The organism is Cupriavidus necator A5-1, assembly GCF_000744095.1.
GTDB lineage: Bacteria > Pseudomonadota > Gammaproteobacteria > Burkholderiales > Burkholderiaceae > Cupriavidus > Cupriavidus necator_A.
Map to the genome: position 1 here is coordinate 3,207,756 of NZ_JQLI01000001.1, position 23,664 is coordinate 3,231,419.

Consider the following 23,664-nt stretch of genomic DNA (forward strand, 5'->3'; position numbering starts at 1 on the left):
GAGGGCCACGTTTCACACGCAATTCCTTGCCGGCGCCGCGGCTGGCGCAGCGCCGGTCCTGCCGCGGGCGCCACCCGGGCGCCCGTGCGTCAGAACACCGTACCGTCGCTGATGATGCTGAACGGCGGCGGCCCGCCCGGGCGCCGCTTGGCCGCGATGCGCCGGCCGGCCGCCCAGGTGCCGCCTTCCAGCACGCGCGCCAGCGGGAAGTCCGCTTCCGCCAGGCCCAGCGCCTCGCGCACGCCATCGGCCACCAGGTCGAGCCCGGTGACGGTCAGCGCGCGCCATTCGACGATCACCGGCTCGTCCACCGCATGCGGCTCGGCAGCGAAGTTCGGGTCGCGCGGCACCATCAGCTCGAAGTCGTACAGCAGGCCGCCGTTGCGGTATTCGGGCAGGCCGGTCAGCGCGTCCAGCCCGGTCACGGTCAGGCCCGCATCTTCCAGCGGCTCCAGCAGCGAGTAGGTCAGCCACTGCGTCAGCTTGTGGAACGGCACCAGCCCGCCCGGCGCGGCCGGATGGCGCCAGCAGTCGCCCAGCGACACGCCTTCGATGCAAATGCGGCCCGGCCACACCGGCCCCAGGCCCACCAGCAGCGTGCGCAGCAGGAAGCTGGCGTCGAGCCGCTCGTTGACCGCGTGCGCCTTCAGGTAGTCGAACAGGTTGCCCAGCCGCGCCGGCCGGCCGAATAGCGCCGGCGTCGCCTCCATCACTTCGCCCAGCCGGCGCAGCAGCCCGGCGCGGCCTTCCAGCCCCACCAGCGGGTTGTGCTGCGCGACCTGGAAGGCATGCGCGATGCTGTCGGCATCGATGCGCTGCAGCCGTTCGGCATCCGCGCGCAGCGGATCGCCGGGCGCGGCCGAGAAGCCGCCGCGCGCGAACAGCACGAAGCTGGCCACGCCGAGGCCTTCGGAGCGGGTCAGCACCAGGTCACTCGACGGATCGCGATAGCGCCAGTCAGGGCCGGCGCCGGCATCCAGCAGTACGCTCGGGATCACCAGGTCGATGCCGATGCGGGCGCGCTCTTCGCGATGATCCGGCCCGCTCAGGCCGGCACGCTCGCACAGCACCTGCCAGCGGTCCGCGCGCTGCTCGATGCCACCGCTTTCAAAGTGGCGCCAGCGGCTGTGATAGGGCACCTGCAGGTCCGGGTAGCGCTGCCGGATGGTGCTGGCGACGTAGTCGGCAATCGCATGCACGCGGTCGGGATGCCACGTAAACAAATCTGACGCGCCGCTGGCCACGTGTTCCGTGACTGCCGCGCAATGCGTGCGCACCGCCTCGGCGCACAGCAGCGCCGAAGCGGGGTGCCCTTCCGGCACCGGGCTCAGCCAGCCGGCGCCCGGCCGCATTTCCTCGCCTGCTCCCCGACGGTCCATGCCGCCACGATCCTCTTCGGGATACATTGTCATTCGTTCAACCCCCTGCCCTTTGCCAGGGCCAGTTCGTCGGCATCCGGCGGCGTGTAGCGCGTAAAGTAGCCGGCGGCCACCTTGGCATCGATCTCCACGCGCGCGTCGGCGGGGATCAGGGCTTCGGGGATCGCCACCTGCTCGACCACCTCGATGCCCTGCGCCACCAGCGCGCCGTGTTTCATGTTGCTCATCGACGCCCAGCGGTCGATGCGGCGGATGCCCAGCCAATGGAACACATCCGGCATCAGCTCCTGGAAACGCATGTCCTGCACGCCTGCCACGCATTCGGTGCGGGCAAAGTAAGTCTCGGCGCGGTCGCCGCCCGCCTGCCGCTTGCGGGCGTTGTAGACCAGGAACTTGGTCACCTCGCCCAGCGCGCGGCCCTCCTTGCGGTTGTAGACCACCAGCCCGACGCCGCCCTGCTGCGCCATCTCGATGCACACCTCGATGCCATGCGCCAGATACGGCCTGCAGGTACAAATGTCTGACCCGAACACATCGGATCCGTTGCATTCATCGTGCACGCGGCAGGCGACCCGGGTTTCGGGCTTGCCGAGCTGGCTGATGTCGCCGAAGAAGTACAGCGTCATGCCACCGATGGGCGGCAGGAACACTTTCAGGTCGGGACGGGTCACCAGTTCCGGGAACATGCCGCCGGTCTGCTCGAACAGGCTGCGCCGCAGCACGCTCTCCTTGATGCCGAAGCGGGCCGCCAGGCCGGGCAGGTACCACACCGGGTCGACCGCCGCCTTGGTCACGCGCACGTCGCCGTTGGCGTAGAGGATGTTGCCGTCAGGCGTGAGCCGGCCCGCGGCGATGGCAGCGCCCAGCTCCGGCATATTGATGTGCGCGCGGGTGACGGCGATGGTCGGGCGGATATCGACGCCGGCGGCGATGCGGTCGGCAAACACGGTGGAGACCAGGTGCCCCCACGGGTCGAGCGAGACGATCTTGTCCGGATCGCCCCATTGCGGGTGCGGCCCGATAGCCTCGGCCGGTGCGGTATCGGTCAGGTCGGTGCGGTGGTCGCGCTGCAGCGAGCCCGCGGCCACTGCCAGCGCCCGGTAGATAGCATAAGCGCCGGCATGGGTGCCGATCACATTGCGCTGCGCGGGATTCGCCAGGCTGGCGATCACCGGTCCGCGCTCGGCCGCCGTCGGGGCGCCCCAGTGGATCGGCTCGGCCGGCTTGTCGCGGCGCGCGTGCGAGGTGAGGACGATATGGTCGGACATGGCTCCCTCGGTTCCCGATGGAATCCTGACCAAATGGTCAGGTTTACGATTCCATACTAGGCAACCTTCATGCCATCGCCCAATGCCCGTTTACGCGAGTTTTGCCGCCATGTGTATGACGGCGTACGCAAGTCCGGGGCAGCGGCATGCACACGCCGCGTGCCGGCCGCGTGACGTCCGCGGTGCACACGCACCAGCAAGAAGCGGCGCACGGCCATACAGGCGCGGCGCCGCTTCAAGCACAGTGCTAACGCTGCGCTGGCCGCCGCACATGCGAGCGCGCAGCACTTGCAAGCGTTACACGGTGGGACGGCTGGCCGAGCCGCGGTCGTCGGCCAGCAGCGAGCGCAGCGCCGCCAGCGGGCTGGCACTTTCCACGTAGCGATGGAACAGCGCTCCCGCCACGTTGCTGAGCATCCACGCCGCCACCATACCGAGCGCATTCAGCACCGGCCGCCCCGGCGCCAGGTTCGACACCGCGGCATTTACCAGCAGGCACACCGGAAAATGGACCAGGAACAACGAATAGGAGATGCGTCCGAAGAAACCGACCACGTGTGCGCGCGGCCAGCGTTCCATCCAGCCGCCGCGGCGTGAGATCGCCAGCAGCAGCGCGGTCGCCAGCGCCACGGCAATGCGCAGGCGGAATTCGACGATCAGCGCCGCCAGCACCACGGCGCCGAGCACCAGCAGCGCCATTGCCGAGCGGCCGGGGTTCGACGCCCACCACGCGAGCGTGCCCATGGCGTAGGCGCCAAAGAAGTACACCGCCCAGATATCCCACGCGGCATCGCGGTTGAACCAGAACAGCGAGGCCACCGCGAGCACGGACACGATGCCGACGCCCGCGCCGGCAGCCGCCTGCCCGCGCGACATGGCGCGCGCCGCCCACAGTGCCGCCAGCAGCAGTGCAAACAGCTGCAGGTCGATAGCCACGTACCAGACCCCGGCCGACAGTGCGTCCACGTCGAGCACGTTATGCAGCAGCGCCAGGTGCGCGAGGAACTGCGCCAGGTGCGGCGGCGCGGGGATCGACTCGTGCACCATCCAATGCCGCGCCAGGGCGGCGCCGGCAATGCTGAGCAGGATTGCCGCAGCGTAGGGCACCACCAGCTTCTGGTAGCGCTGCCACAACGCCAGCAGCGGATGCTGGCGCAGCTCCAGCCGGCCATACGGCGCGAGGCTGCGTGCGGCCAGGAAACCGCTGATCACCAGGAAGACCTGCACCGCGATGCGGGCGTAGTCGTACAGCCAGTCCACCAGCCCGGGCGCCAGCTGGTAGGCGGCGTCCGACATCGGACCATAGAACGCGAGATGGTGGAGCACGATCAGCTGCGAGCTGACCGCCTTCAGGGCATCGATGCACGGCAGGCGCGACGGACGGGGGCTCATTGTTAGAGAAAGGCGACAAAAGGCACGAAGGCGCGATTCTACCCCGTTGCCCGGCATCCAATGTGGCGCAAGGTTCACTAATTGCGGATTAGTTACATACTCGGCTGCCTCGCTACAATGCCGCGCCTCTTGTGCGTCATGTCTTAACAGGCAGGCATTTGCTTATGACGAGAATGTTCTTCGTCCACCCATGGCCCGGGTATACCCTAGCGTCTTTGCCGCACTGCCGGCCGCTTACGGTATCTCCTGCATGCCTGCCTTCGCCCTGTCTTCCCTGCTTGCCCGCCTGTCGCGCGCCCGCCGTCCGTTGGCGGCACTGGCCTTCTCCACCGTCGCCGTAGCCACCGGCGTGGCGGTGACTGGCGCGCTGACGCCGGCCTCTGCCCAGGCGCAGAGCCCCGTGCTCGACAAGATCCGCGAGTCCGGCACCATCGTGCTCGGCTACCGCGAATCCGCGCTGCCGTTCTCCTTTGCCGACAACAAGGGCCAGCCCGCCGGCTATGCGGTCGAGCTGTGCCTGCGCGCGGCCGAGGCGGCGCGCCAGAAGCTGGGCCTGAAGGACCTGAAGGTGCGCTGGATGCCGCTGACGCCGCAGAACCGTATCCCCGCGGTGGTCAACGGACTGGTGGACCTGGACTGCGCGCCGAACACCAATACGCTGGAGCGCCAGAAGCAGGTTGCGTTCAGCGTCTCGCACTATGTCTCGACGGTGCGCATGCTGGTGCGCGCCGATTCGGGCATCCGCTCGCTCGCCGACCTGCGCGGCAAGACCGTGGTCACCAGCGCGGGCTCCACCGGCGACCGCCACGTGCGCCGCCTGAAGGGACAGTACGGCTACCACGACGTCTACGCCAAGGACCACGGCGAGTCGTTCCTGCTGCTCGAGTCCGGCCGTGCCCAGGCCTTCGTGATGGACGACGTGCTGCTGGCTGGCCTGCGCGCCCGCGCCAAGGACCCGTCGCAGTACGTGATCATCGGCCCGGTGCTGTCGGTCGAGCAGAACGCGCTGATGCTGTCCAAGGCCGACCCGGAATGGAAGCGCGTGGTCGACCAGGCGTTGACCACCACCTTTGCCGGCGCCGAGGTCACCGCGTTGCAGAAGCGCTGGTTCCAGGAGCCGATCGGCAGCCGCGGCATCAACCTGGCGCTGGCACCGTCGGGCGAGGTGCGTGCGGCCTGGAAGCATCCGTCCGACGCCGTTACCGAGTAAGCGCACAAGACGTGCCTGCGGCCCCCATCGCAATCGGAGCGGGGCCGCAATTCAGGGTTTCCATGAGGCGTTGGCGCCGGGCAAGCCCCAAGTTGACAGCAAAGAACGATGTTGGCGACACTGGCCCGGGCTGTCCCTGCGAGGGGTAGGCCACATAATCGACCGCCCGACGGCGGCATTTCTCAGGAGAAACCATGAACAAGTTCGTCGCGACCGCGATTGCACTCTGCCTCGGCGCCGCCTCGCTGGCCGTGCAGGCCCAGACCGCAGGCAAGAAGCAGTTCGACCCATATTCCCAGGGAGCCAAGTCGGGCGAGAAGTTCGACACGTATTCACAAGGCGCCAAGTCCGGCGACAAGTTCGACCCGTACTCGCAAGGCGCGAACAAGAGCACGCGCAGCGACCTGACCGACGCCGCGGCACCGGCCGCTGAAAAGCCCGCCAAGAAGGCCACCAGCAAGAAGAGCAAGAAGAAAGCCACCCCCGCACCGGCCGCCGCCAGTTGAGCGCTGGCCGCGTGCACAAGAAAACCCGCCTCGGCGGGCGCCTCGGCGGGTTTTTTTGTGTCCTGCCGATGGCCAGCCCGGCTCAGGGCGCTTCAGAATCGCGCTCGAGCGCCGTCACGTCCACGCGCTGCACCTGGTTGTTCTGGCGCACCTCCGTGCGCAGCACGAAGGCCTCGGCCGGGCAGTACCAGTCGGTGATATGCATCACCGTGGGCTCGACCTGCACCACCTCCTCGCCGACCATCAGCGGGCCCAGCGAGGTGCGCTTGTCGTAGGTGATCGGCAGGCATTCCTTGCGCCCCATGGCCGTATCGATCATCTGCTTGCGTCCCACCTTGCGCGAGTCGATATGGATCGATGCGTGCAGGGCGCGCATGGTGCTGACCACCTGGTCCGATGCCACGGGGTAGATCTTGAGCGAGACGCTGGACTCGAAAGTCTCGCCCTCCAGCGTGCTGCCCTCGCGCAGTTCCAGGCCTGCGTAGTTGAACACGCCCTTGCCGCGGAAAGCGGCCTCTCCGTACATGCGCGCATAGCGGGCGCGGGCGTTGATGATGGCATGCTGGCTTTCGATGCTGGTCTGGTCGGCCGGCGTGCGGCGGTCGATCACCACCTCGTGGACCTGGTCCATGACCACAGGTGGCCCCATCAGCGCCGACATCGCCGACTTGGAGTTGACCTCGAGCTGCGCCCGGCAGCCGGAGGGACTGCGGCTGACTTCGCGCAGCGTCATGCGGATCGACATCGGCAGCACGCCGTCGCCTTCCATCTGCACGTGCGCGCCGGACTGGAACCAGGGCGCATTGCACAACACGGCCGCCGCCGAGGCCGAGACCTCGCTGACCGCCGTGTGCGCCGCCGCCATCGCCGCGGCGCTTGCCGCTCCCGAGGGCGCGGGCGCCTGCTGCGCGCCGGCCGCGCTTGCCAGCGCCATCCCCGCCATCAGGCCCGCCAGCCGGTACTGCTGCGCCTTTGTCTTCACATCATTCCCTGTCTAGAATGTCCAGACGCCCCCGACGTAGCGCCCGGCCTGCCAGGCGACGGCCTGGTCACTGAAATTATGGTGTCTTTGTCGCGCCTTTGTCGCGTTTTTACCCGCTACTGTCTTGTCGGGTTTTCCTCGATTCCAGTCCTGGCCAGGTTTTCTCGATGCCGGCGCCCAGGGCCACGGTGTGGCGGGCACGCTGGCGGTGCTATGAATGATCGGTTCGTGTGCCATCCTGTGCGGCATTCTGCTCCTCCCCGGCGGGGCTCCCCCGCCGCCGTGCTACCATTGCCCGCCGCGCGTGCCCCCGCGCCGGCTGTGGCGTTCCAGGCGCCTGTCAGCCGGTCGCCGGCGGTGTCCATCCGAAGGTGTTACGCCTCGGTGTTTCCCCTGATGTCCACCAATGGGCGGCGCAATGCGTTGTGATGGTTTCCCCCCACCGCGCCCCTCGGAGGACCATCCATCCGTCATGCTTTTCCAGGAGATCTATGCGTAGTTCATTGACCTCGCGATATGCCGGGCTGTCCGTCGGAGCCGCCACGGGTGCCATCGCCCTGGTCAGCCTGTTTATCCTGCTGGTCTGGTTCGGCACGCTCGACATGCGCCACCTGCTGCGCTCGGACGAGGGCCGCTACGCCGAGATCGCTCGCGAGATGTTCACCACCGGCGACTGGGTCACGATCCGCTACCACGAACTCAAGTACTTCGAGAAACCGCCCTTCCACCTGTGGGTGACCTCGCTGGCCTATACGCTGTTCGGCGTGGGCGACTGGCAGGCGCGCCTGTGTGTTGCGCTGTCGGGCATGCTCGGCCTGGGCGTGTCGATGCTGGCCGCGGCGCGCTGGTTCGGCACGCGCGCGGCGCTGCTGACCGGGCTGGTGCTGGTGTCGGCGCCGATGTGGAATGTCTCCGGACATTTCAATTCGCTGGACATGACGCTGTCCGGCGCGATGGCCTGCGTGCTGGCTTTCATGCTGCTGGCACAGCACCCCGAAGCCACGCCGGCGGCACGCCGCAACTGGATGCTGGCCTGCTGGGCCGCCATGGGCGTGGCGATACTGGTCAAGGGCCTGGTCGGGCTGGCGCTGCCCGGCCTGGTGCTGGTGGTCTATACGCTGGTGACGCGCGACTTCGGGCTGTGGCGCCGCCTGCATCTGCTGGCCGGCATCGCCGTGATGCTGCTGGTGACGGTGCCCTGGTTCTGGCTGGTGTCCGAGCGCAACCCGGAATTCCTGCGCTTCTTCTTTATCCACGAGCACTGGCAGCGCTACACCTCCAACGTGCACCAGCGCCAGGGCGCGATCTGGTTCTTCGTGCCGCTGCTGCTGGCCGGCTTCCTGCCGTGGCTGGGACTGGCGCCGCAGATGTGGCAGGCGGTGCGCGAGCGCGTGGGCGTGGCGCGCGGCACGTCGCCGCGGCCGTTCCAGCCGGCGCTGCTGGCCGCGCTGTGGGCGGTGGCAATCTTTGTCTTCTTCAGCCTGTCGGGCTCCAAGCTGCCGGGCTATATCGTGCCGATCTTCCCCGCGCTGGCGCTGCTGGCCGGGGTGGCGCTGGACACGGTGACGGAACGCGCGTGGCGCTGGCAGGTCAGCGCCATGATCGCGCTCGGCGTGGTGGGCCTGCTGGCCTGCCCGTTCGTCGCGATGCTCGACAAGCCCAGCACGCCCAATGTGGTCTATCGCGAATTTTCGCTGTGGATCGGCATCGCCTTTGCCGTGATGCTGGCCGGTGCGCTGCTGGCGCGCCGCCTGCTGCGCACGCGCGGCGTGTTCCCCAGCGTGGTGGTCTATGCGCTGGCGATGTTCGTTTGCTGCACCGTGGGGCTGCGCGGCCACGAGGCCATGGGCCGCCCCAGTTCCGGCGTGGACCTGGTGCCCGCCATCACCGCCGTGCTGGCGCCGGACATGCCGCTGTACAGCGTGGGCATGCTGGACCACACGCTGCCGTTCTACCTGCGCCGCACCACCATACTGGTCGAGCATCCGGACGAGCTGGAATTCGGCGTCGGCCAGGAGCCGCAGAAGTGGATCCCGACCATGGACGGCTTTATCGCCCGCTGGCAGGACGGGCAGCGCGCGGTGGCGATCATGTTGCCCGAGACCTACAACGCGCTGGCCGCGCGCGGCGTGCCGATGCACAAGATCGCCGGCGACCGCCGGCGCGTGGCGGTCGCCAATTTCGCGCTGCCGGGCCAGGGCCCGCAGGCGCAATCCCAAGGACAGTAACCGGCATTACCCGGCGCCATGACGCTTTCGACTTTCGCTTTCATCTTTTCCGGCGTGCTGCTCAATGCGGCCGCGCAACTGCTGCTCAAGGCCGGCGTCAACGCCGTCGGTGCCATCACGCTGGACCGCGGCACGCTGCTGCTCACGGCACTGCGTGTGCTGACGCAATGGCCGGTGCTGGCCGGACTGACGCTGTACGTGGTCAGCGTGGGCGTGTGGATCGTGGGGCTGTCGCGCGTGGACGTGTCGATCGCCTACCCGATGCTGTCGCTCGGCTACGTGGTCAATGCGGTGGCCGCCTGGTACCTGTTCGGCGAGATGATCGGCCCCTTGCGCGTAGTCGGCATCCTGCTGATACTGGCTGGCGTCTTCCTGATTGCCCGTTCCTGACGCGGTTGCCCGGCGCCCCCAGCACCAACCGCACTCTTTCGCCATTTCCATGACCGCTCCCGCCGAATTCCTGCCTTTCGTCCGGCCCGACATCGATGCCGCCGCCATTGCTGAAGTCAGCAAGGTGCTGGCCTCGGGCTGGATCACCTCCGGCCCGCGGATGCAGGCCTTCGAAGCCGCGCTGTCTGATCTCTTTGGCGGCCGCCCGGTGCGCACCTTCGCCAATGGCTCGGCAACGATGGAGATCGCATTGCGCATCGCCGATATCGGCCCGGGCGATGAAGTCATCACCACCCCGATCACCTGGGTCGCCACCGCCAACGTGGTGCTGGCGGTGGGCGCGCGGCCGGTGTTCGTCGATATCGACCCGCGCACGCGCAACCTGGACCTGGATGCGGTCGAGGCCGCGATCACGCCGCGCACGCGCGCGATCATGCCGGTGTACCTGTCGGGCCTGCCGGTGGACATGGACCGGCTCTACGCCATTGCCGCGAAGCACAACCTGCGCGTGATCGAGGACGCCGCGCAGGCGATCGACTCGCGCTGGCGCGGCCAGCGCATCGGCAGCTTCGGCGACCTGGTCAGCTTCAGCTTCCAGGCCAACAAGAACATCACCACCATCGAAGGCGGCTGCCTGGTGATGAACACGCCGGAAGAAGCCGTGCGCGCCGAGCGCCTGCGGCTGCAGGGCGTGATCCGTACCGGCATGGACGGCATGGATGTCGAGGAGCCCGGCGGCAAGTTCAACCTGACCGACGTCAATGCCGCCGTCGGCCTGGCGCAGCTCGCCAAACTCGATGCCATCACCGCGCGCCGCGCGGAACTGGCACAAGCTTATTTCCGCTGCGCGGCCGACAGCGGCCTGGCCGGACTCGGCATCGAACTGCCGCAGCCGCTCGATGCGCAGGCCGCCACCACCAACTGGCATATGTTCCAGGTTGTACTGCCGACCGAACGCCTGGAGGGCGGACCGGTGCAGGCACGCCAGAAAGTCATGGAGGCGATGCGCGAGCGCGGCATCGGCACCGGCGTGCACTATCCGTCCATTCATCTTTTCACCTATTACCGCTCGCTCGGCTGGCGCGAAGGCATGCTGCCGCATGCCGAACGCATCGGGCGCGGCATCGTCACGCTGCCGCTGTTCCCCGCCATGCAAGCCGCCGACGTGGAGCGGGTCTGCGCAACCCTCAGCGAAACATGCAAACGTCTTTCCAAATGAGCCCGGTCGAGGTTTCGGTCGTCATTCCGGTCTACAACGAAGAAGACGGGCTGCAAGCCCTGTTCGACCGCCTCTATCCGGCGCTGGATGGCCTCGGCGAGTCGTACGAGATCATCTTCATCAACGACGGCAGCGTCGACCGCTCGGCGCAGATGCTGGCGGCGCAGTTCCACAAGCGCCCGGACGTGACCCGGGTGGTGCTGTTCGCCGGCAACTTCGGCCAGCATATGGCGATCCTGGCGGGCTTCGAGCACACCCGCGGCAAGATCGTGATCACGCTGGACGCCGACCTGCAGAACCCGCCGGAAGAAATCCCGCGCCTGGTCGAAGCCATGCGCGCCGGCCACGACTACGTCGGCACCATCCGCCGCCAGCGCAACGACACCGCGTTCCGCCGCTATGCCTCGCGCGCGATGAACGGGCTGCGCGAGCGCATCACCAAGATTCGCATGACGGACCAGGGCTGCATGCTGCGCGCCTATGACCGCAATGTGATCGACACCATCAACGCCTGCCGCGAGGTCAATACCTTTATCCCGGCGCTGGCGTACACCTTTGCTTCCAACCCTGTCGAGATCGAGGTCGGGCACGAGCAGCGGCATGCGGGCGAGTCCAAGTATTCGCTGTACCAGCTGATCCGCCTGAATTTCGACCTGGTGACCGGCTTCTCGATCGTGCCGCTGCAGTGGTTCTCGGCCATCGGCACGATCCTGTCGCTGTGTTCAGGCGTCCTGGTGGTGGTGCTGCTGGTCCGGCGCTTCCTGTTCGGTTCGGAAGTCCAGGGTGTGTTCACCCTGTTCGCCATGAACTTCTTCCTGATCGGCATCCTGCTGTTCGGCCTGGGCCTGCTGGGCGAATATGTCGGCCGCATCTACCAGGAAGTGCGCGACCGCCCGCGCTACCGCATCAAGGCGGTGCTCGAGGGCGATCCCACGCGCGCCGCCGCACCGCACGTGGCCGGCAGGGAGCGATGATGCGCGCCGTCGTCTTTGCCTACCACAATGTCGGCGACCGCTGCCTGCGCGTGCTGCATGCGCGCGGCGTGGAGGTGGCACTGGTGATCACTCACCGCGACCGCGCCGACGAGAACATCTGGTTCCGGCGCGTGGCCGACACCGCTGCCGAGCTGGGCATCCCGTTCCTGTACGGCGAGGACCCGACCGATCCCGCCATCGCGCAGGCCGTGCGCGATGCCCGCCCGGACGTGATTTTCTCGTTCTACTACCGCTCGATGATCCCCGCGAGCGTGCTGGCCCTGGCGCCGGGCGGCGCCTTCAACATGCACGGTTCGCTGCTGCCCAGGTACCGCGGCCGCGTGCCGGTGAACTGGGCGGTGCTGCACGGCGAGACCGAGACCGGTGCCACGCTGCACGCGATGGAAGCCAAGCCGGACGCCGGCTATATCGTCGACCAGACCGCCGTGCCGATCCTGCCTGACGATACCGCCGGCGAGGTCTTCGAGAAGGTCACCGTGGCCGCCGAGCAGACCCTGTGGCGCGCCCTGCCCGCGATGATGGCCGGGCAAGCACCGCAACGGCCCAACCGGCTGGCTGAAGGCAGCTATTATTCCGGCCGCAAACCCGAGGACGGGCGCATCGACTGGAGCCGCCCCGCAGCCGAGGTCTACAACCTGATCCGCGCGGTGGCGCCGCCCTATCCCGGCGCGTTCACCGAGCCGGCGGGACAACGCTTTATCGTCGCACAAGCCCGCCGCCCGCTGCCCGATGCCGCGCTGGCGCTGCCGCCCGGCACTTCGCCCGGCCTGCACGTTCGTGACGGCCGCATTGTCGGCCTGTGCGGCGACGGCGGCCTGGTGCTCGTGACACAACTGCTGGCGCAGGACGGCTCGGCCGTCACGCCGGATGCCTTCGCCCAATTTCTTACCGAACAGTCCAACGAGGAACACCGATGAAAAAGGTCCTGATTCTTGGCGTCAACGGCTTCATCGGCCACCACCTGACGCGCCGCATCCTGGAAACCACGCCGTGGGAGGTCTACGGCATGGACATGTCGACGGACCGCCTGGGCGACCTCGTCGAGCACCCGCGCATGCACTTCTTTGAAGGTGACATCACCATCAACAAGGAGTGGATCGAGTACAACATCCGCAAGTGCGACGTGGTGCTGCCGCTGGTGGCGATCGCCACGCCCGCCACCTACGTGCGCCAGCCGCTGCGCGTGTTCGAACTGGACTTCGAGGCCAACCTGCCGATCGTGCGCGCCGCGGTCAAGTACGGCAAGCACCTGGTGTTCCCGTCGACCTCCGAGGTCTACGGCATGTGCAGCGACGACGAGTTCGATCCCGAGGCCTCGCCGCTGGTCTACGGCCCGATCAACAAGCCGCGCTGGATCTACGCCTGCTCCAAGCAGCTGATGGACCGCGTGATCCACGCCTACGGCATGGAGCAAGGGCTGAACTACACGCTGTTCCGCCCGTTCAACTGGATCGGCGCCGGGCTCGATTCGATCTTCGAATCGAAGGAAGGCTCGTCGCGCGTGGTGACGCAGTTCCTCGGCCATATCGTGCGCGGCGAGCCGATCAAGCTGGTCGACGGCGGCGCGCAGAAGCGGGCCTTTGCCGATATTTCGGACGGCATCAGCGCGCTGATGCGCATCATCGAGAACCCCAACGGCATCGCCACCGGCAAGATCTTCAACATCGGCAACCCGGCGAATATCCACTCGGTGCGCGAGCTGGCCGAGATGATGCTGAAGATGGCGGCGGACTATCCGGAGTACGCGGAGGAAGCGCGCAAGACGCAGATCGTCGAGACCTCGTCGGGCGACTTCTACGGCAAGGGCTACCAGGACGTGCAGCACCGCGTGCCGAAGATCGACAACACCATCGAGGAGCTGGGCTGGAAGCCCGAGATCAGCATGGAAGCGGCATTGCGCCGCATCTTCGAGGCCTACCGCGGCAAGGTGGTCGAGGCCCGCACGCTGGTCGATTCGGCCAACTGAGCGCGCACCGCAAATGGCACGCATTGCCCTGAAGGTCGACGTCGACACGCTGCGCGGCACGCGCGAAGGCGTGCCGAAGCTGCTGTCGATGCTGGCGGCCGCGCAGGCGCAGGCCACCTTCCTGTTCAGCCTCGGGCCCGACCATACCGGCTGGGCGCTGCGGCGCGTGTTCCGGCCGGGTTTCCTGAAAAAGGTATCGCGCACCTCGGTGGTGTCCAACTACGGGCTGCGCACGCTGATGTACGGCGTGTTGCTGCCGGGGCCCGACATCGGCCGCAAGGGCGCGGCCGAGATGCGCGCGGCACGCGCGGCCGGCCATGAATGCGGCATCCATACCTGGGATCACGTCTACTGGCAGGACAACGTGCGCGAGCGCGATGCGGCGTGGACGCGGCGGCAGATGCAGCAGGCGTTCGCGCGCTATGCCGAGATCTTTGGCGAAGCACCCACCACGCACGGCGCGGCCGGCTGGCAGATGAACGAGGATGCGTTCCGGCAGATCGATGACTGGGGCATGGCGTATGCGTCAGACGGACGCGGCACCGCGCCGTATATCCCGACCATCGACGGCGTGGCGTGCCGGCATGTACAGATGCCGACCACGTTGCCGACGCTGGACGAACTGATCGGCACCGGCGACCTGACCGAGGACAACGTCCATACCGCGCTGCTGAAGCTGACCGAAGGCTCGCGCGACCATGTGTTTACGCTGCATACCGAGCTGGAAGGCGGCAAGCTGGCGCCGGTATTCGAGCGGCTGCTGGCGGGCTGGCGTGCGCAGGGGCACGAGCTGGTGTCGATGGCAACCTGGTATCGCGGGTTGGATCGCGAGGGGTTGCCGGAATTGCCGGTGACGTGGGGGGAGATTCCGGGGCGTAGTGGGGAGTTGATTGTGCAGCCGGAGGTGGGCTGACCGATCGTCCCGACTACCGATTGTTTGCTTCCCTCTCCCGCTTGCGGGAGAGGGGAGCAAACCGAGAGCGGGATTTAAGCCACGCGCCTCACCGCCCCCACTCGCAGCCCATTAAACACCACCAGCAAGCTAGCCCCCATATCGGCGAACACCGCCATCCACATCGTCCCCATCCCCATCACCGTCAGCACCAGGAACACCGCCTTGATGCCCAGCGCGAGCGTGATGTTCTGCGCCAGGATGCGCGAGGTGCGGCGCGACAGCCGCACAAAGGCCGGGATCTTGCGCAGGTCATCATCCATCAGCGCCACGTCCGCGGTCTCGATGGCGGTATCCGTGCCCGCAGCCCCCATGGCAAAGCCGATATCGGCGCGCGCCAGCGCCGGCGCGTCGTTGATCCCGTCGCCCACCATGCCGATGCGGCCGCCGCGCGCATGCGCCGCGTCGGCCAGCGCGGCGATGCCGTCGGCCTTGTCCTGCGGCAGTTGGTTGCCGCGCGCCTCGTCGATGCCGACCTGGGCGGCGATGGCCTGTGCCGTGTGCGGGTTGTCGCCCGACAGCATCAGCGTCCTGACGCCCAGCGCATGCAGCTCCGCGATGGCCTGGCGGCTGGTGTCGCGCACGGTGTCGGCCACCGCGAACAAGGCCAGCGCGGTGGCGGCGCCGTTGCCGTCGACACGCGCCAGCAGCACCACGGTCTTGCCGTCGCGCTCGAACGCCTCGAGCCGCGCCTCCAGCGCCGGCGAGCATGCGCCCAGGTCATGCACCAGCCGGTGGTTGCCGAGCCGGTATTCCACACCACCCACCTTGCCGCGCGTGCCACGGCCCGCCAGCGCCTCGAAGTCATCCACCGCCAGCGTGGCGATGCCCTCCGCCACGGCCGCCGTGGCCACCGCGCGAGAGACCGGATGGTCCGAGCGCGCCGCCAGGCTGGCGGCAATGGCGCGCGCCTGCGGCACATCGTCGGCCAGCAGCGCGTGGTGGGTCTGCGCGGGCTTGCCGTGCGTGATGGTGCCGGTCTTGTCCAGCGCCAACCAGGCCAGGTGCCTGCCCTGTTCCAGGTAGACGCCTCCCTTGACCAGGATGCCGCGCCGCGCCGCCGCCGCCAGCCCGCTGACGATGGTCACAGGGGTGGAGATCACCAGGGCACAGGGGCAGGCGATCACCAGCAGCACCAGCGCCTTGTAGATCCAGTCGACCCAGGCACCGCCCATGAGCAGCGGCGGCACCACGGCCACCGCCAGCGCAATCGCAAACACCGTGGGCGTGTAGATGCGGGCGAACTGGTCGACAAAGCGCTGTGTCGGCGCGCGGCTGCCCTGCGCGGCTTCGACGGCGTGGATGATGCGCGCCAGCGTGGAATCGCTGGCCGGTGCGGTCACGGTGTATTCCAGCTCGCCGGACTGGTTGATCGAGCCGGCAAAGAGCGCATCGCCCTCCGCCTTGTCCACCGGCACGCTCTCGCCGGTAATGGGCGCCTGGTCCAGCGCCGACTGGCCGCGCACGACCTTGCCGTCCAGCGCCACGCGCTCGCCCGGACGCAGCCGCACCAGCACGCCCACCGCCACACTGGCGGCGGGCACGACCTCCCAGCTGCCGTCGGCGCGCCGCACCGTGGCCTGCTCCGGCGCCATCGCCATCAGCCCGCGGATGGCGTTGCGCGCGCGGTCCAGCGAGGCGGCCTCGATGCGCTCGGCCAGCGCGAACAGCACCATCACCATGGCTGCTTCGGGCCACTGGCGCAGCACCAGCGCGCCGGTGACGGCGATGCTCATCAGCGCATTGATGTTGAGGTTGCCGTTGCGCAGCGCGATCCAGCCCTTGCGATAGGTGGTCAGGCCACCAAGCGCCACCGCCGTCAGCGCCAGCACGGCCGGCAGCCACGGCAGGCCCAGCGCCAGCCATTCCGTCACCTCAGCGCCGATTGCAGCCACGCCGGCCAGCGCCAGCGGCCACCAGGGCTTGCTTGCGGTCGTTTCCGGCAGCACCTGCTGCGCCGCCTCGGTACTCAGCGGCACCGCTTGCATGCCCAGGCTCAGGATTGCTTTCTCGACCGGCTCCGGCGACGGCAGCGTGTGGTGCACCGTCAGCACACGCTGGATCAGGTTGAATTCGAGCGCTGCCACGCCCGCCATGCCGCCCAGCTTGTTGCGGATCAGCGTCTCCTCGGTCGGACAGTCCATGGCGTCGATACGCCAGACGGCGGTACGGGCGCCGGCCGGCACTTCGACTGGTGTCGGCGGCGTCAGCGCGACCGCCGACGAGCAGCCGCCACCGCAGCAGGCGGAAGCCGGCGCTGCGTGCGCGTGGTCGTGCGCACGGTCGTGCTCATGCCCGTGGTGGTGGTGATCGTGGTCGCCGTGCCGGTGCGCGGCGCCGTCGTGCGCATGGGCGGCGTGATCTTGAGGAAGGGCGTCTTCAGGTGACGTGCGAGCCATCTCTTGTTGTTCCCGCTGGTTTGACCTGATGACATTGAAGACCCTGTAGCGACTACAGAGTCAAGGGGCATGGCCGCGCCACTGTCCGCCATGCCACGCACTGGCGGGTCAGTGCTCGCAGTTGACCATCCAGGACATGCCGAAGCGGTCCACCAGCATGCCGAAGCCTTCGGCCCAGAAAGTCTTCTGGTACGGCACCACGACCTGGCCGCCATCGCTGAGGCCGTCGAAGATGCGCTGGCCCTCGTCCTTGCCGACCGCGCCCACCGACAGGCTGAAGCCGCTGAACGACGGTTGCGCGCCGGGGCGCCCGTCGGACGCCATCACCTGGTTCTCGCCGAACTGGATGTTGGCGTGCATCACCTTGTCCTTCCAGTCCTCCGGGACTTCCATGCCCTCGCTCGGCGGGGCGTCCTTGTAGCGCATCACGAACGTGACCTGCGCGCCCAGCACCTTGCCGTAGAAGGCCACGGCCTCGTCGAAGCGACCGCCAAAGTCCAGATAGGGTTGCACCTGCATGTCATTCTCCTTTTGGGTTGCCAATCGGGTTGCAATTCGGGGTTGCCATTCGGGGTTGCATTGCACTGGCGATGTACCGCGCACCCGGGTGGGGCGAAGCGGCACGCGCGCCATTATGCGCGCGTGCCGGCTGCATGCAAAGTGACGGAGGTGGCTCAGGAAACGGTCGCCGCGGCCGGCGCGGCAGCCGCCGTGGCATCGGCCGGGAACTGCAGCGAAAACACCGTTTCATCGTCGAGGCTGCGCACCGTCACGCTGCCGCCATGCAACCGCATGATGGTGTCGACAATGGCCAGCCCCAGCCCGGTCGACGCCGCCGAATTGCGGCGCGACGGGTCGGCCCGGTAGAAGCGCCCGAAGATATGCGGCAGGGTCTCGGGCGGGATCGCCGGCCCGGCATTGGCCACGCGGATGCAGGTAGTGGCGCCGCCGGGCGCCGGGATGCGGCTGACGTCGAGCCGAACCGTGCTGCCCTCCGGCGCATGGCGCAGGGCGTTGTCGAGCAGGTTGGTGACGGCGCGGCGCAGCAGGGTCTGGTCGGCCTGCACCGGCGCGTGCCCGGCGACCGCCAGCGTTACATCGCGGTCGGCGGCGACGGCCTCGAAGTACTCGGCCATCTTGTCCAGCTCTTCGCGCGCGTCCAGCGTGCGCACGCCCAGCGCCACCTGCGCGTGGTCGGCGCGCGCCAGGAACAGCATGTTCTCGATCATGCGCGCGAGCCGTTCATACTCTTCCAGGTTGGATTCGAGCAGCGTCTCGTACTCCGCCACGCCTCGGCTTTGCGCCAGGGTCACCTGGGTCTGGCCGATCAGGTTGCTGATCGGCGTGCGGAAATCGTGCGCCAGGTCCGCCGAGAACTCGGACAAGCGCGAGAAGCTGTCTTGCAGCCGCGCGAGCATGTCGTTGAGCGCCGCCGCCAGCTCGCGCAGCTCGGCCGGCGCGCTGCCCACGTCCAGCCGCGTGGCCAGGCGGCTGGTGGTGACCGCGGCGGCATCGGCGGCCATGCGCCGCAGCGGCCGCAGCCCGCGCCGCGCCAGCACGAAGCCCAGCCCCGCCGCGACCACGGCGCCGCACAGAGTGGCCCACAGCACCTGGTGGCCGTATTCGCGGATCAGCGCGACGCGGTAGCCGGCGTCGCGCAGCACCACGATCTCAACGGCCTTGTCCGAATTGCCCAGCTGGCCAAGCGCGGCAATGCCGCGCGACGGCACGCGGTTGCGCGGGTACCAGGTCTGCAGCATGCCCTTTTCAGGCTGCGTCGTGACGGGCAGCACGCGCAGCGGCGGCACGGTCTCATTACGCGGATTCAGCGTGACCAGCGGCTCGCCCTGGCGCGTGCGCACCACCAGGATCAGCCCTTCATGGCCCATCGCGATGTCGGCAAATCGGTGGGTATCGGCGCGGATCTCGGCTTCGCTGCTCACTTCGCGCAGCAGGTGGCGCACCAGCAGCACCTCGCCCACCAGCTCGCTTTCATCGCGCCCTTCCAGCTGGGTCGACAGCGCACTGGAGAGATAGGCGGCGACGCCAGCCAGGATCACGGCCGTGGCCAGCCCGTACGCCAGCGCCAGCCGCGTGGTGAGGGAAGACGTGAGCCGCTTCATTCGTCGCGCAACGCGTCGTCGCCATCATCCAACACGTAGCCCATGCCGCGCCGCGTATGGATCAGCTTGCGCGGGAAGGGATCGTCGACCTTGGCGCGCAGGCGCCGGATCGACACGTCCACCACGTTGGTATTGCTGTCGAAATTCACGTCCCACACCTGCGAGGCGATCAGCGAGCGCGACAGCACTTCGCCGCGGCGGCGCGCCAGCAGGTACAGCAGCGCGAATTCCTTCGAGGTCAGGTCGATCTTCTGGCCGGCACGCACCACGCGGCGGCGGATCGCATCGATCTGCAGGTCGGCCACTTCGATGAATTCGCTCTCGCGCAGCGGGCCACGGCGCAGGATGGTGCGGATGCGCAGCACCAGCTCGGCAAAGGCGAAGGGCTTGACCATGTAGTCGTCGGCGCCCAGCTCCAGGCCCTTGAGGCGGTCGGACAACTCGTCGCGCGCGGTGAGGAACAGCACCGGCGTGTCGCGTTCGCGGCGCAGCTCGCGCAGCACCTGCCAGCCGTCCAGGCCAGGTAGCATCACGTCCAGCACAATCAGGTCGTACGGGTGTTCGCGCGCGTGGGCCAGGCCGTCGACGCCGTCGCGCGCCAGGTCCACCACGAAGCCGGACTCGGTCAGGCCCTTGTGCAGGTAGTCGCCTGCCTTGGGTTCGTCCTCGACAATCAGGATACGCATGAATCAGTCACTTTCCGGCGGCACCAGCGCCGCCATGGCGTAACGCTATCCGAGGATGGCCGGAAATGGGCGAAGATTTCAGAAATGTCATCCCGCGGCAAGGGTAATGCAGGGGAAAACCCCGGTAAAATGCGCGGTGACCACAGGCATCGCCTTTGGTTCACGCCTCTCCGCCCCCCATTCTGTCGCGAACTCCCTCGCCCTGCCCTTCCGATGAAACGCCTCCCGAACCGCCTGCTGCTGTGCCTTGCCCTGTCCTCGCTGCCGCTCTCCGTCGCAGCAGCGACAGCGTTGACGGTATGCAGCGCGTTGCAGGCGGCGGGGCTGTCGCTGCCGGAACGGCATGTCGCAGCAAAGATGGAAGCGCAAGCGGTACTCGATGGCGCCAGCCAGCGTTGCAGCGGCGGCGCGGTGCAGTTGATGGCGGAGCCCACCGGCAATGGCGAGCCGCTGAGGTTGCAGGATGCTGATGCGTCGCAGTCGACCGACGACAGCGCCGCCTTGCCGGCACAACCCTTTGCCGCGGCCGGCGACCTGCCGGAGCTGCCCGCCGAGGTCCTGGTCCATTGGGCCCATGCGGCGCCGCTGGCGACGCCGGCCGTGTTCACCGGCCTGCTGCCGTTGGCCCCGCACTGCTGACGGCATTCGCGGCGCGGGCTTCACGCGCTGCGCATTATCCCCGAATCACTCCGAAGGCTGCGCAGCACGGCCGGCGTGCATGCGTGCGCCTTATTCGACGCGGAAGAATTCGATCGATTGCCCGGCGTTGACCGCGCGCTGCAGCCAGTCGGGATATTCGCCCTGGCCGTCCCAGCTCTGCCCCAGGGCATTGCGGTAAAGCGGGCGGGACGCGAAAGCCTGCGGCGTACCGTTTGGCGCGGGCTCTGCAAGCGGCGACTGCGCGGCGGCGACATCGGACTGCGGCGCAGCCGCAGTCTTTCGCGGTGCTTTCGCGGCAACAGGTTGCGCAGCGGGCGCCGGGACCTTGTCGAAGCATCCGGCAGCGACCAGGTCGTCGAGCGTCAGGGCATGACGGTCCATTTGCTCGCGGATCCAGGCCACCGCAGCGAGTTTGGCTGAATCAGACTCGGACATGACTTTCGTGAGAGACCCGCTGCATTCCCGCGGGCAATGGAGGACCGGCGATGGAACCGCTGGCCGGTCAGACAGACATGATTCTACAGCCTTTGCCTGCGCCGCCGCTTCTCCCTCGTGGCCGCACGGGCAATTGCCTCACGCGCGGCCGTCGCCCCCCGCGCAGAATGAGGGCGTTGTCATACTGCGGTCACGGCCGGCCAATTCGACTTCACGGACTCTCCGCCAGTGCGCAGACAGTGCACGTCGTCCATGGCGCCATTCAGTTCCCATACCGCCGTGCGAAGGCCCTCGCTGGCCAGGCGTTCCACCAGCAATTGCAGGAGCATCGGGTAGAGCGGGTTCGACAGACTTCCTACCACCACCGCTACCGTGCCGCTGCGACGCGTCTTCATGCCAAGAGTCTGCGGCGGTTCGTAACGGATTCCCTCTCTCACCACGGTGTGCGTGACGGCCCTGACGCCCACCGGCAGCCCTGGTGCCATCAGGTGCAGGCCCACCGTGATTCACAGCGGCGCAGCCCGAAACCGCATGCCGGAGCCTGCCGCGCGGGCAGTCACTGCCCGAGCTAGTACACAAGCTCCCTCGCCCGCTGAAGCGGGGGCTCGTTCCACGCGCGTATTCCCCCAGTTGGGTCAAGGTGTTTGTTGACCGGCCTCCACATGCAAATGATAATGCGTCGCATTTGAAAAATATATTACAGGCCATTACAGGGAAACAAGCAGGAAATGAGAACAAAACTTCACCCGATCTGTGCAGCGGTGGCGGGGAGCTTCCTTTTTCAACCGATGGCTGCATGGGCCCAGGCCGCGCCAGCCGCTTCGCAGTTGCCGGAGGTCACCGTCAAGGCCGATGCCAGCCGCGAGCTTGGCGTGGGCTATAACCCGCCCAATGCGGTCAGCGCGACCAAGACCGAGGCGCCGCTGCGCGACATCCCGCAGACGGTCAACGTGGTCACCGCGGACGTGATGCGCGACCAGCGCGCCAACTCGATGCAGGATGCGCTGAAGAACGTGCCGGGGGTGTCGTTCTCCACCGGCGACGGCCAGCGCGACCAGGTGTCGATCCGCGGCTTCAGTGCGATCGCCGACCAGTTCGTCGACGGCATCCGCGACGACGCGCTGTACTTCCGCGACCTGTCCAACGTCGACCGCGTCGAGGTCATCAAGGGCCCGGCGGCGGTGCTGTACGGGCGCGGCTCGGCGGGTGGCCTGATCAACCGCGTGACCAAGAAGCCGGGCATCGACGTCACCGACTTTGCGCTCAGCTATGGCATGTGGGCCGACCGCCGCGCCGAGGCCGACGTCGGCCGCGTGTTCGCCGACGGCGCTGCCGCGTTCCGCATCACCGGCGCGGTGCAGAAGGCCAACAGCTACCGCTCGCAGCAGTTCCTGGACCGCTCGGCGATCGCACCGTCGCTGGAACTGCGCGTGGCGCCCGAGACCACCGTGCTGCTGCAGGCCAGATCGCCGCGTGACCGACTTCGGCATCCCGGCCTTCCAGGGCCGTCCGGTCGACGTGCCGGCCTCGCGCTACTACGGCGCGGCCAATGCGCGCGACGCCGACTACTCGCAGTCGCGGGTGTTCTCCGGTACCGCCACGATCAACCATCGCTTCAATGAGAACTGGTCGATCCGCAATGCGACCCGCTACTACCACTACTCGCTGGACCGCAACAACACGCTGACCAACACGGTCAACGAGGCGGCCCGCACCCTGACCATGAACCACGGCAATGTCCGCCGCGAGGAGCATGGCTGGTTCAACCAGACCGACCTGATCCAGAAGGCCACCTTCCTCGGCACGCAGCACGAGCTGCTGTACGGCATGGAGATTGGGCAGCAGAACAAGGACCAGGTCAACAACACCAAGCCGGTGCTGGGCGCCAACGGCCAGGTCGCCACCTTTGACCTGTTCAACCCGGTGCTGCTGACGCTGCCGCGCCAGGCGCCGGGCACGCCGACCACCTCCAACCTCGGCATCTTCAATACCCTGGCGTTCTACACCCAGGACATGATCACCTTCAGCGAGCAGTGGAAGGCGCTGGTGGGCGTGCGCTACGACAACTTCCAGCAGGAGACCAAGAACCGCATCGCCGGCCAGCGCGACCTGTCGCGTACCGACACTGCCTGGAGCCCGCGCGCCGGCCTGGTGTGGCAACCGTCGAAGGCGCAGTCTTACTACGTGTCGTGGAGCAAGTCGTTCCAGCCTTCGGGCGAGGCCTTTGCGCTGGCGGCGAACAACGCCGACCTGGCGCCTGAGACCACCAACAACACCGAAGTCGGTGCCAAGTACGACTGGCTGAACGGCAAGGCCAGCACCACGATCTCGGTGTTCCGCCTGGAGCGAAACAACATGAAGGTGTCGAATGCCGCCGGCACCGCCCTGCTGCCGATCGGCACGCAACGCACCGACGGCGCGGAGCTGACCGCGGCTGCCGAGCTGCCCCAGGGTTGGCGCGTGCTGGCCGGCTACGCCTACCTTGACGCCCGGGTGATCAACTCCACCCAGATCGATGCAGGCCAGCCTGTGCAAGGCAAGCGCGCCACGCTGACGCCGATGCATAGCGGCAATGTCTGGCTGACGAAGGACCTCGGCCACGGCTTTGGCATTGGCGCCGGCCTGAACCTGGTCGGCAAGCGCTTTGCCAATCCGGGCAACACGGTCACCCTGCCCGGCTACGTCACCGCCGACGCCATGGCCTGGTACCGCCGCGGCGCGTTCGAGGCGCAGCTCAACGTGTACAACCTGTTCGACCAGGGCTACATCGTGTCGGGGCACGGCACCAACGCCAACCTGAACATGCCGGGCGCCCCGCGCAGCGTGATGGCGACGCTGCGCTACCGCATGTAATCAACGCGATCCCCACAGGTG

At 67.8% G+C, this 23,664-nt stretch carries 20 protein-coding genes and 1 pseudogene; 11 read left to right on the top strand and 10 right to left on the bottom strand.

All coding sequences use genetic code 11. The annotated features are described in order from the left end of the window. Positions 1-89: 89 nt before the first annotated feature. The 3 genes from K307_RS14260 to K307_RS14270 form a co-directional block, all read right to left on the bottom strand. A complete protein-coding gene (locus tag K307_RS14260) occupies positions 90-1,412 on the bottom strand; it encodes a URC4/urg3 family protein (protein ID WP_042879050.1) in 1,323 nt (440 codons plus the stop codon). Beyond that, complete coding sequence (locus K307_RS14265; protein WP_042879051.1) at positions 1,409-2,647, bottom strand: GTP cyclohydrolase II; 1,239 nt, start codon at positions 2,645-2,647, stop codon at positions 1,409-1,411. Before K307_RS14265 ends, K307_RS14260 begins: the two co-directional genes overlap by 4 nt. A gap of 297 nt (positions 2,648-2,944) precedes the next feature. After that, positions 2,945-4,039: an acyltransferase family protein gene (locus tag K307_RS14270; protein WP_042879053.1), complete on the bottom strand. Its 1,095-nt coding sequence runs from the start codon at positions 4,037-4,039 to the stop codon at positions 2,945-2,947. Positions 4,040-4,289: 250 nt separating this feature from the next. Between K307_RS14270 and K307_RS14275 the strand changes: the two genes are divergently transcribed. Next, on the top strand, positions 4,290-5,249 hold the full coding sequence (locus K307_RS14275) for an amino acid ABC transporter substrate-binding protein (RefSeq protein WP_042882025.1): 960 nt from the start codon (positions 4,290-4,292) through the stop codon (positions 5,247-5,249). A 194-nt stretch (positions 5,250-5,443) separates the two neighbouring features. Next, entirely contained in the window at positions 5,444-5,755 is a 312-nt protein-coding gene (locus tag K307_RS14280; RefSeq protein WP_042879054.1) for a hypothetical protein, read from the top strand. An 82-nt stretch (positions 5,756-5,837) separates the two neighbouring features. On the opposite strand, the gene K307_RS14285 is transcribed toward K307_RS14280, so the two are convergent. Further along, entirely contained in the window at positions 5,838-6,737 is a 900-nt protein-coding gene (locus tag K307_RS14285; protein WP_042879056.1) for a hypothetical protein, read from the bottom strand. A gap of 491 nt (positions 6,738-7,228) precedes the next feature. Between K307_RS14285 and K307_RS14290 the strand changes: the two genes are divergently transcribed. From K307_RS14290 to K307_RS14320, 7 genes are read left to right on the top strand one after another with little or no spacing between them, the layout of a single operon-like run. Beyond that, complete coding sequence (locus tag K307_RS14290; protein ID WP_042879058.1) at positions 7,229-8,965, top strand: glycosyltransferase family 39 protein; 1,737 nt, start codon at positions 7,229-7,231, stop codon at positions 8,963-8,965. An 18-nt stretch (positions 8,966-8,983) separates the two neighbouring features. Beyond that, positions 8,984-9,355 (top strand): EamA family transporter, encoded by a 372-nt coding sequence (locus tag K307_RS14295; RefSeq protein WP_042879060.1) that lies wholly within the window; start codon positions 8,984-8,986, stop codon positions 9,353-9,355. Positions 9,356-9,404: 49 nt separating this feature from the next. Further along, the gene (locus K307_RS14300) at positions 9,405-10,574 is read left to right on the top strand and encodes a DegT/DnrJ/EryC1/StrS family aminotransferase (RefSeq protein ID WP_042879062.1); all 1,170 of its coding nucleotides are present in this window, start codon (positions 9,405-9,407) and stop codon (positions 10,572-10,574) included. Next, positions 10,553-11,548: a glycosyltransferase gene (locus K307_RS14305; RefSeq protein WP_042879064.1), complete on the top strand. Its 996-nt coding sequence runs from the start codon at positions 10,553-10,555 to the stop codon at positions 11,546-11,548. Before K307_RS14300 ends, K307_RS14305 begins: the two co-directional genes overlap by 22 nt. Further along, positions 11,548-12,486, top strand: coding sequence for a formyltransferase (locus tag K307_RS14310; protein WP_042882027.1), 939 nt, complete (start codon positions 11,548-11,550; stop codon positions 12,484-12,486). Before K307_RS14305 ends, K307_RS14310 begins: the two co-directional genes overlap by 1 nt. Continuing rightward, positions 12,483-13,535 (top strand): bifunctional UDP-4-keto-pentose/UDP-xylose synthase, encoded by a 1,053-nt coding sequence (locus K307_RS14315; RefSeq protein WP_042879066.1) that lies wholly within the window; start codon positions 12,483-12,485, stop codon positions 13,533-13,535. The genes K307_RS14310 and K307_RS14315 overlap by 4 nt, the downstream gene beginning before the upstream one ends. Before the next feature lie 13 nt (positions 13,536-13,548). Continuing rightward, complete coding sequence (locus tag K307_RS14320) at positions 13,549-14,448, top strand: polysaccharide deacetylase family protein (RefSeq protein WP_042879068.1); 900 nt, start codon at positions 13,549-13,551, stop codon at positions 14,446-14,448. A gap of 74 nt (positions 14,449-14,522) precedes the next feature. Here K307_RS14320 and K307_RS14325 read toward each other — a convergent pair whose 3' ends face one another. The 4 genes from K307_RS14325 to K307_RS14340 all read right to left on the bottom strand — a co-directional run bounded on the left by K307_RS14325 (position 14,523) and on the right by K307_RS14340 (position 19,695). Beyond that, positions 14,523-16,886 carry a heavy metal translocating P-type ATPase gene (locus K307_RS14325; RefSeq protein WP_042879069.1) on the bottom strand — a complete coding sequence of 788 codons (2,364 nt, stop codon included), beginning with the start codon at positions 16,884-16,886 and terminating at the stop codon, positions 14,523-14,525. A gap of 108 nt (positions 16,887-16,994) precedes the next feature. Beyond that, the gene (locus K307_RS14330; protein WP_042879070.1) at positions 16,995-17,405 is read right to left on the bottom strand and encodes a VOC family protein; all 411 of its coding nucleotides are present in this window, start codon (positions 17,403-17,405) and stop codon (positions 16,995-16,997) included. 155 nt (positions 17,406-17,560) lie between these two features. Next, positions 17,561-19,009 carry a heavy metal sensor histidine kinase gene (locus tag K307_RS14335; protein WP_042879072.1) on the bottom strand — a complete coding sequence of 483 codons (1,449 nt, stop codon included), beginning with the start codon at positions 19,007-19,009 and terminating at the stop codon, positions 17,561-17,563. Next, positions 19,006-19,695 (bottom strand): heavy metal response regulator transcription factor, encoded by a 690-nt coding sequence (locus tag K307_RS14340; protein WP_042879075.1) that lies wholly within the window; start codon positions 19,693-19,695, stop codon positions 19,006-19,008. The genes K307_RS14335 and K307_RS14340 overlap by 4 nt, the downstream gene beginning before the upstream one ends. Before the next feature lie 213 nt (positions 19,696-19,908). On the opposite strand from K307_RS14340, the gene K307_RS14345 reads away from it, so the two are divergent. Beyond that, positions 19,909-20,334: a hypothetical protein gene (locus K307_RS14345; protein WP_042879077.1), complete on the top strand. Its 426-nt coding sequence runs from the start codon at positions 19,909-19,911 to the stop codon at positions 20,332-20,334. A 90-nt stretch (positions 20,335-20,424) separates the two neighbouring features. On the opposite strand, the gene K307_RS14350 is transcribed toward K307_RS14345, so the two are convergent. Both K307_RS14350 and K307_RS14355 read right to left on the bottom strand, forming a co-directional pair. Then, positions 20,425-20,790 carry an H-NS family nucleoid-associated regulatory protein gene (locus K307_RS14350; RefSeq protein WP_042879079.1) on the bottom strand — a complete coding sequence of 122 codons (366 nt, stop codon included), beginning with the start codon at positions 20,788-20,790 and terminating at the stop codon, positions 20,425-20,427. A 179-nt stretch (positions 20,791-20,969) separates the two neighbouring features. Then, a complete protein-coding gene (locus K307_RS14355) occupies positions 20,970-21,185 on the bottom strand; it encodes a hypothetical protein (protein ID WP_042879082.1) in 216 nt (71 codons plus the stop codon). Between the two features lie 333 nt (positions 21,186-21,518). On the opposite strand from K307_RS14355, the pseudogene K307_RS14360 reads away from it, so the two are divergent. Next, positions 21,519-23,643, top strand: a pseudogene (locus K307_RS14360) (TonB-dependent receptor). Positions 23,644-23,664 lie beyond the last annotated feature (21 nt).

Excerpts from the sequence above, each read along its gene's own strand:
- K307_RS14335 (WP_042879072.1), bottom strand. The coding sequence starts at position 19,009 with ATGAAGCGGCTCACGTCTTCCCTCACCACGCGGCTGGCGCTGGCGTAC.
- K307_RS14325 (WP_042879069.1), bottom strand. The coding sequence starts at position 16,886 with ATGGCTCGCACGTCACCTGAAGACGCCCTTCCTCAAGATCACGCCGCC.
- K307_RS14330 (WP_042879070.1), bottom strand. The coding sequence starts at position 17,405 with ATGCAGGTGCAACCCTATCTGGACTTTGGCGGTCGCTTCGACGAGGCC.
- K307_RS14275 (WP_042882025.1), top strand. The coding sequence starts at position 4,290 with ATGCCTGCCTTCGCCCTGTCTTCCCTGCTTGCCCGCCTGTCGCGCGCC.
- K307_RS14315 (WP_042879066.1), top strand. The coding sequence starts at position 12,483 with ATGAAAAAGGTCCTGATTCTTGGCGTCAACGGCTTCATCGGCCACCAC.
- K307_RS14345 (WP_042879077.1), top strand. The coding sequence starts at position 19,909 with ATGAAACGCCTCCCGAACCGCCTGCTGCTGTGCCTTGCCCTGTCCTCG.
- K307_RS14350 (WP_042879079.1), bottom strand. The coding sequence starts at position 20,790 with ATGTCCGAGTCTGATTCAGCCAAACTCGCTGCGGTGGCCTGGATCCGC.
- K307_RS14300 (WP_042879062.1), top strand. The coding sequence starts at position 9,405 with ATGACCGCTCCCGCCGAATTCCTGCCTTTCGTCCGGCCCGACATCGAT.
- K307_RS14295 (WP_042879060.1), top strand. The coding sequence starts at position 8,984 with ATGACGCTTTCGACTTTCGCTTTCATCTTTTCCGGCGTGCTGCTCAAT.
- K307_RS14265 (WP_042879051.1), bottom strand. The coding sequence starts at position 2,647 with ATGTCCGACCATATCGTCCTCACCTCGCACGCGCGCCGCGACAAGCCG.
- K307_RS14280 (WP_042879054.1), top strand. The coding sequence starts at position 5,444 with ATGAACAAGTTCGTCGCGACCGCGATTGCACTCTGCCTCGGCGCCGCC.
- K307_RS14355 (WP_042879082.1), bottom strand. The coding sequence starts at position 21,185 with ATGAAGACGCGTCGCAGCGGCACGGTAGCGGTGGTGGTAGGAAGTCTG.
- K307_RS14260 (WP_042879050.1), bottom strand. The coding sequence starts at position 1,412 with ATGACAATGTATCCCGAAGAGGATCGTGGCGGCATGGACCGTCGGGGA.
- K307_RS14340 (WP_042879075.1), bottom strand. The coding sequence starts at position 19,695 with ATGCGTATCCTGATTGTCGAGGACGAACCCAAGGCAGGCGACTACCTG.
- K307_RS14290 (WP_042879058.1), top strand. The coding sequence starts at position 7,229 with ATGCGTAGTTCATTGACCTCGCGATATGCCGGGCTGTCCGTCGGAGCC.
- K307_RS14305 (WP_042879064.1), top strand. The coding sequence starts at position 10,553 with ATGCAAACGTCTTTCCAAATGAGCCCGGTCGAGGTTTCGGTCGTCATT.
- K307_RS14310 (WP_042882027.1), top strand. The coding sequence starts at position 11,548 with ATGCGCGCCGTCGTCTTTGCCTACCACAATGTCGGCGACCGCTGCCTG.
- K307_RS14320 (WP_042879068.1), top strand. The coding sequence starts at position 13,549 with ATGGCACGCATTGCCCTGAAGGTCGACGTCGACACGCTGCGCGGCACG.
- K307_RS14270 (WP_042879053.1), bottom strand. The coding sequence starts at position 4,039 with ATGAGCCCCCGTCCGTCGCGCCTGCCGTGCATCGATGCCCTGAAGGCG.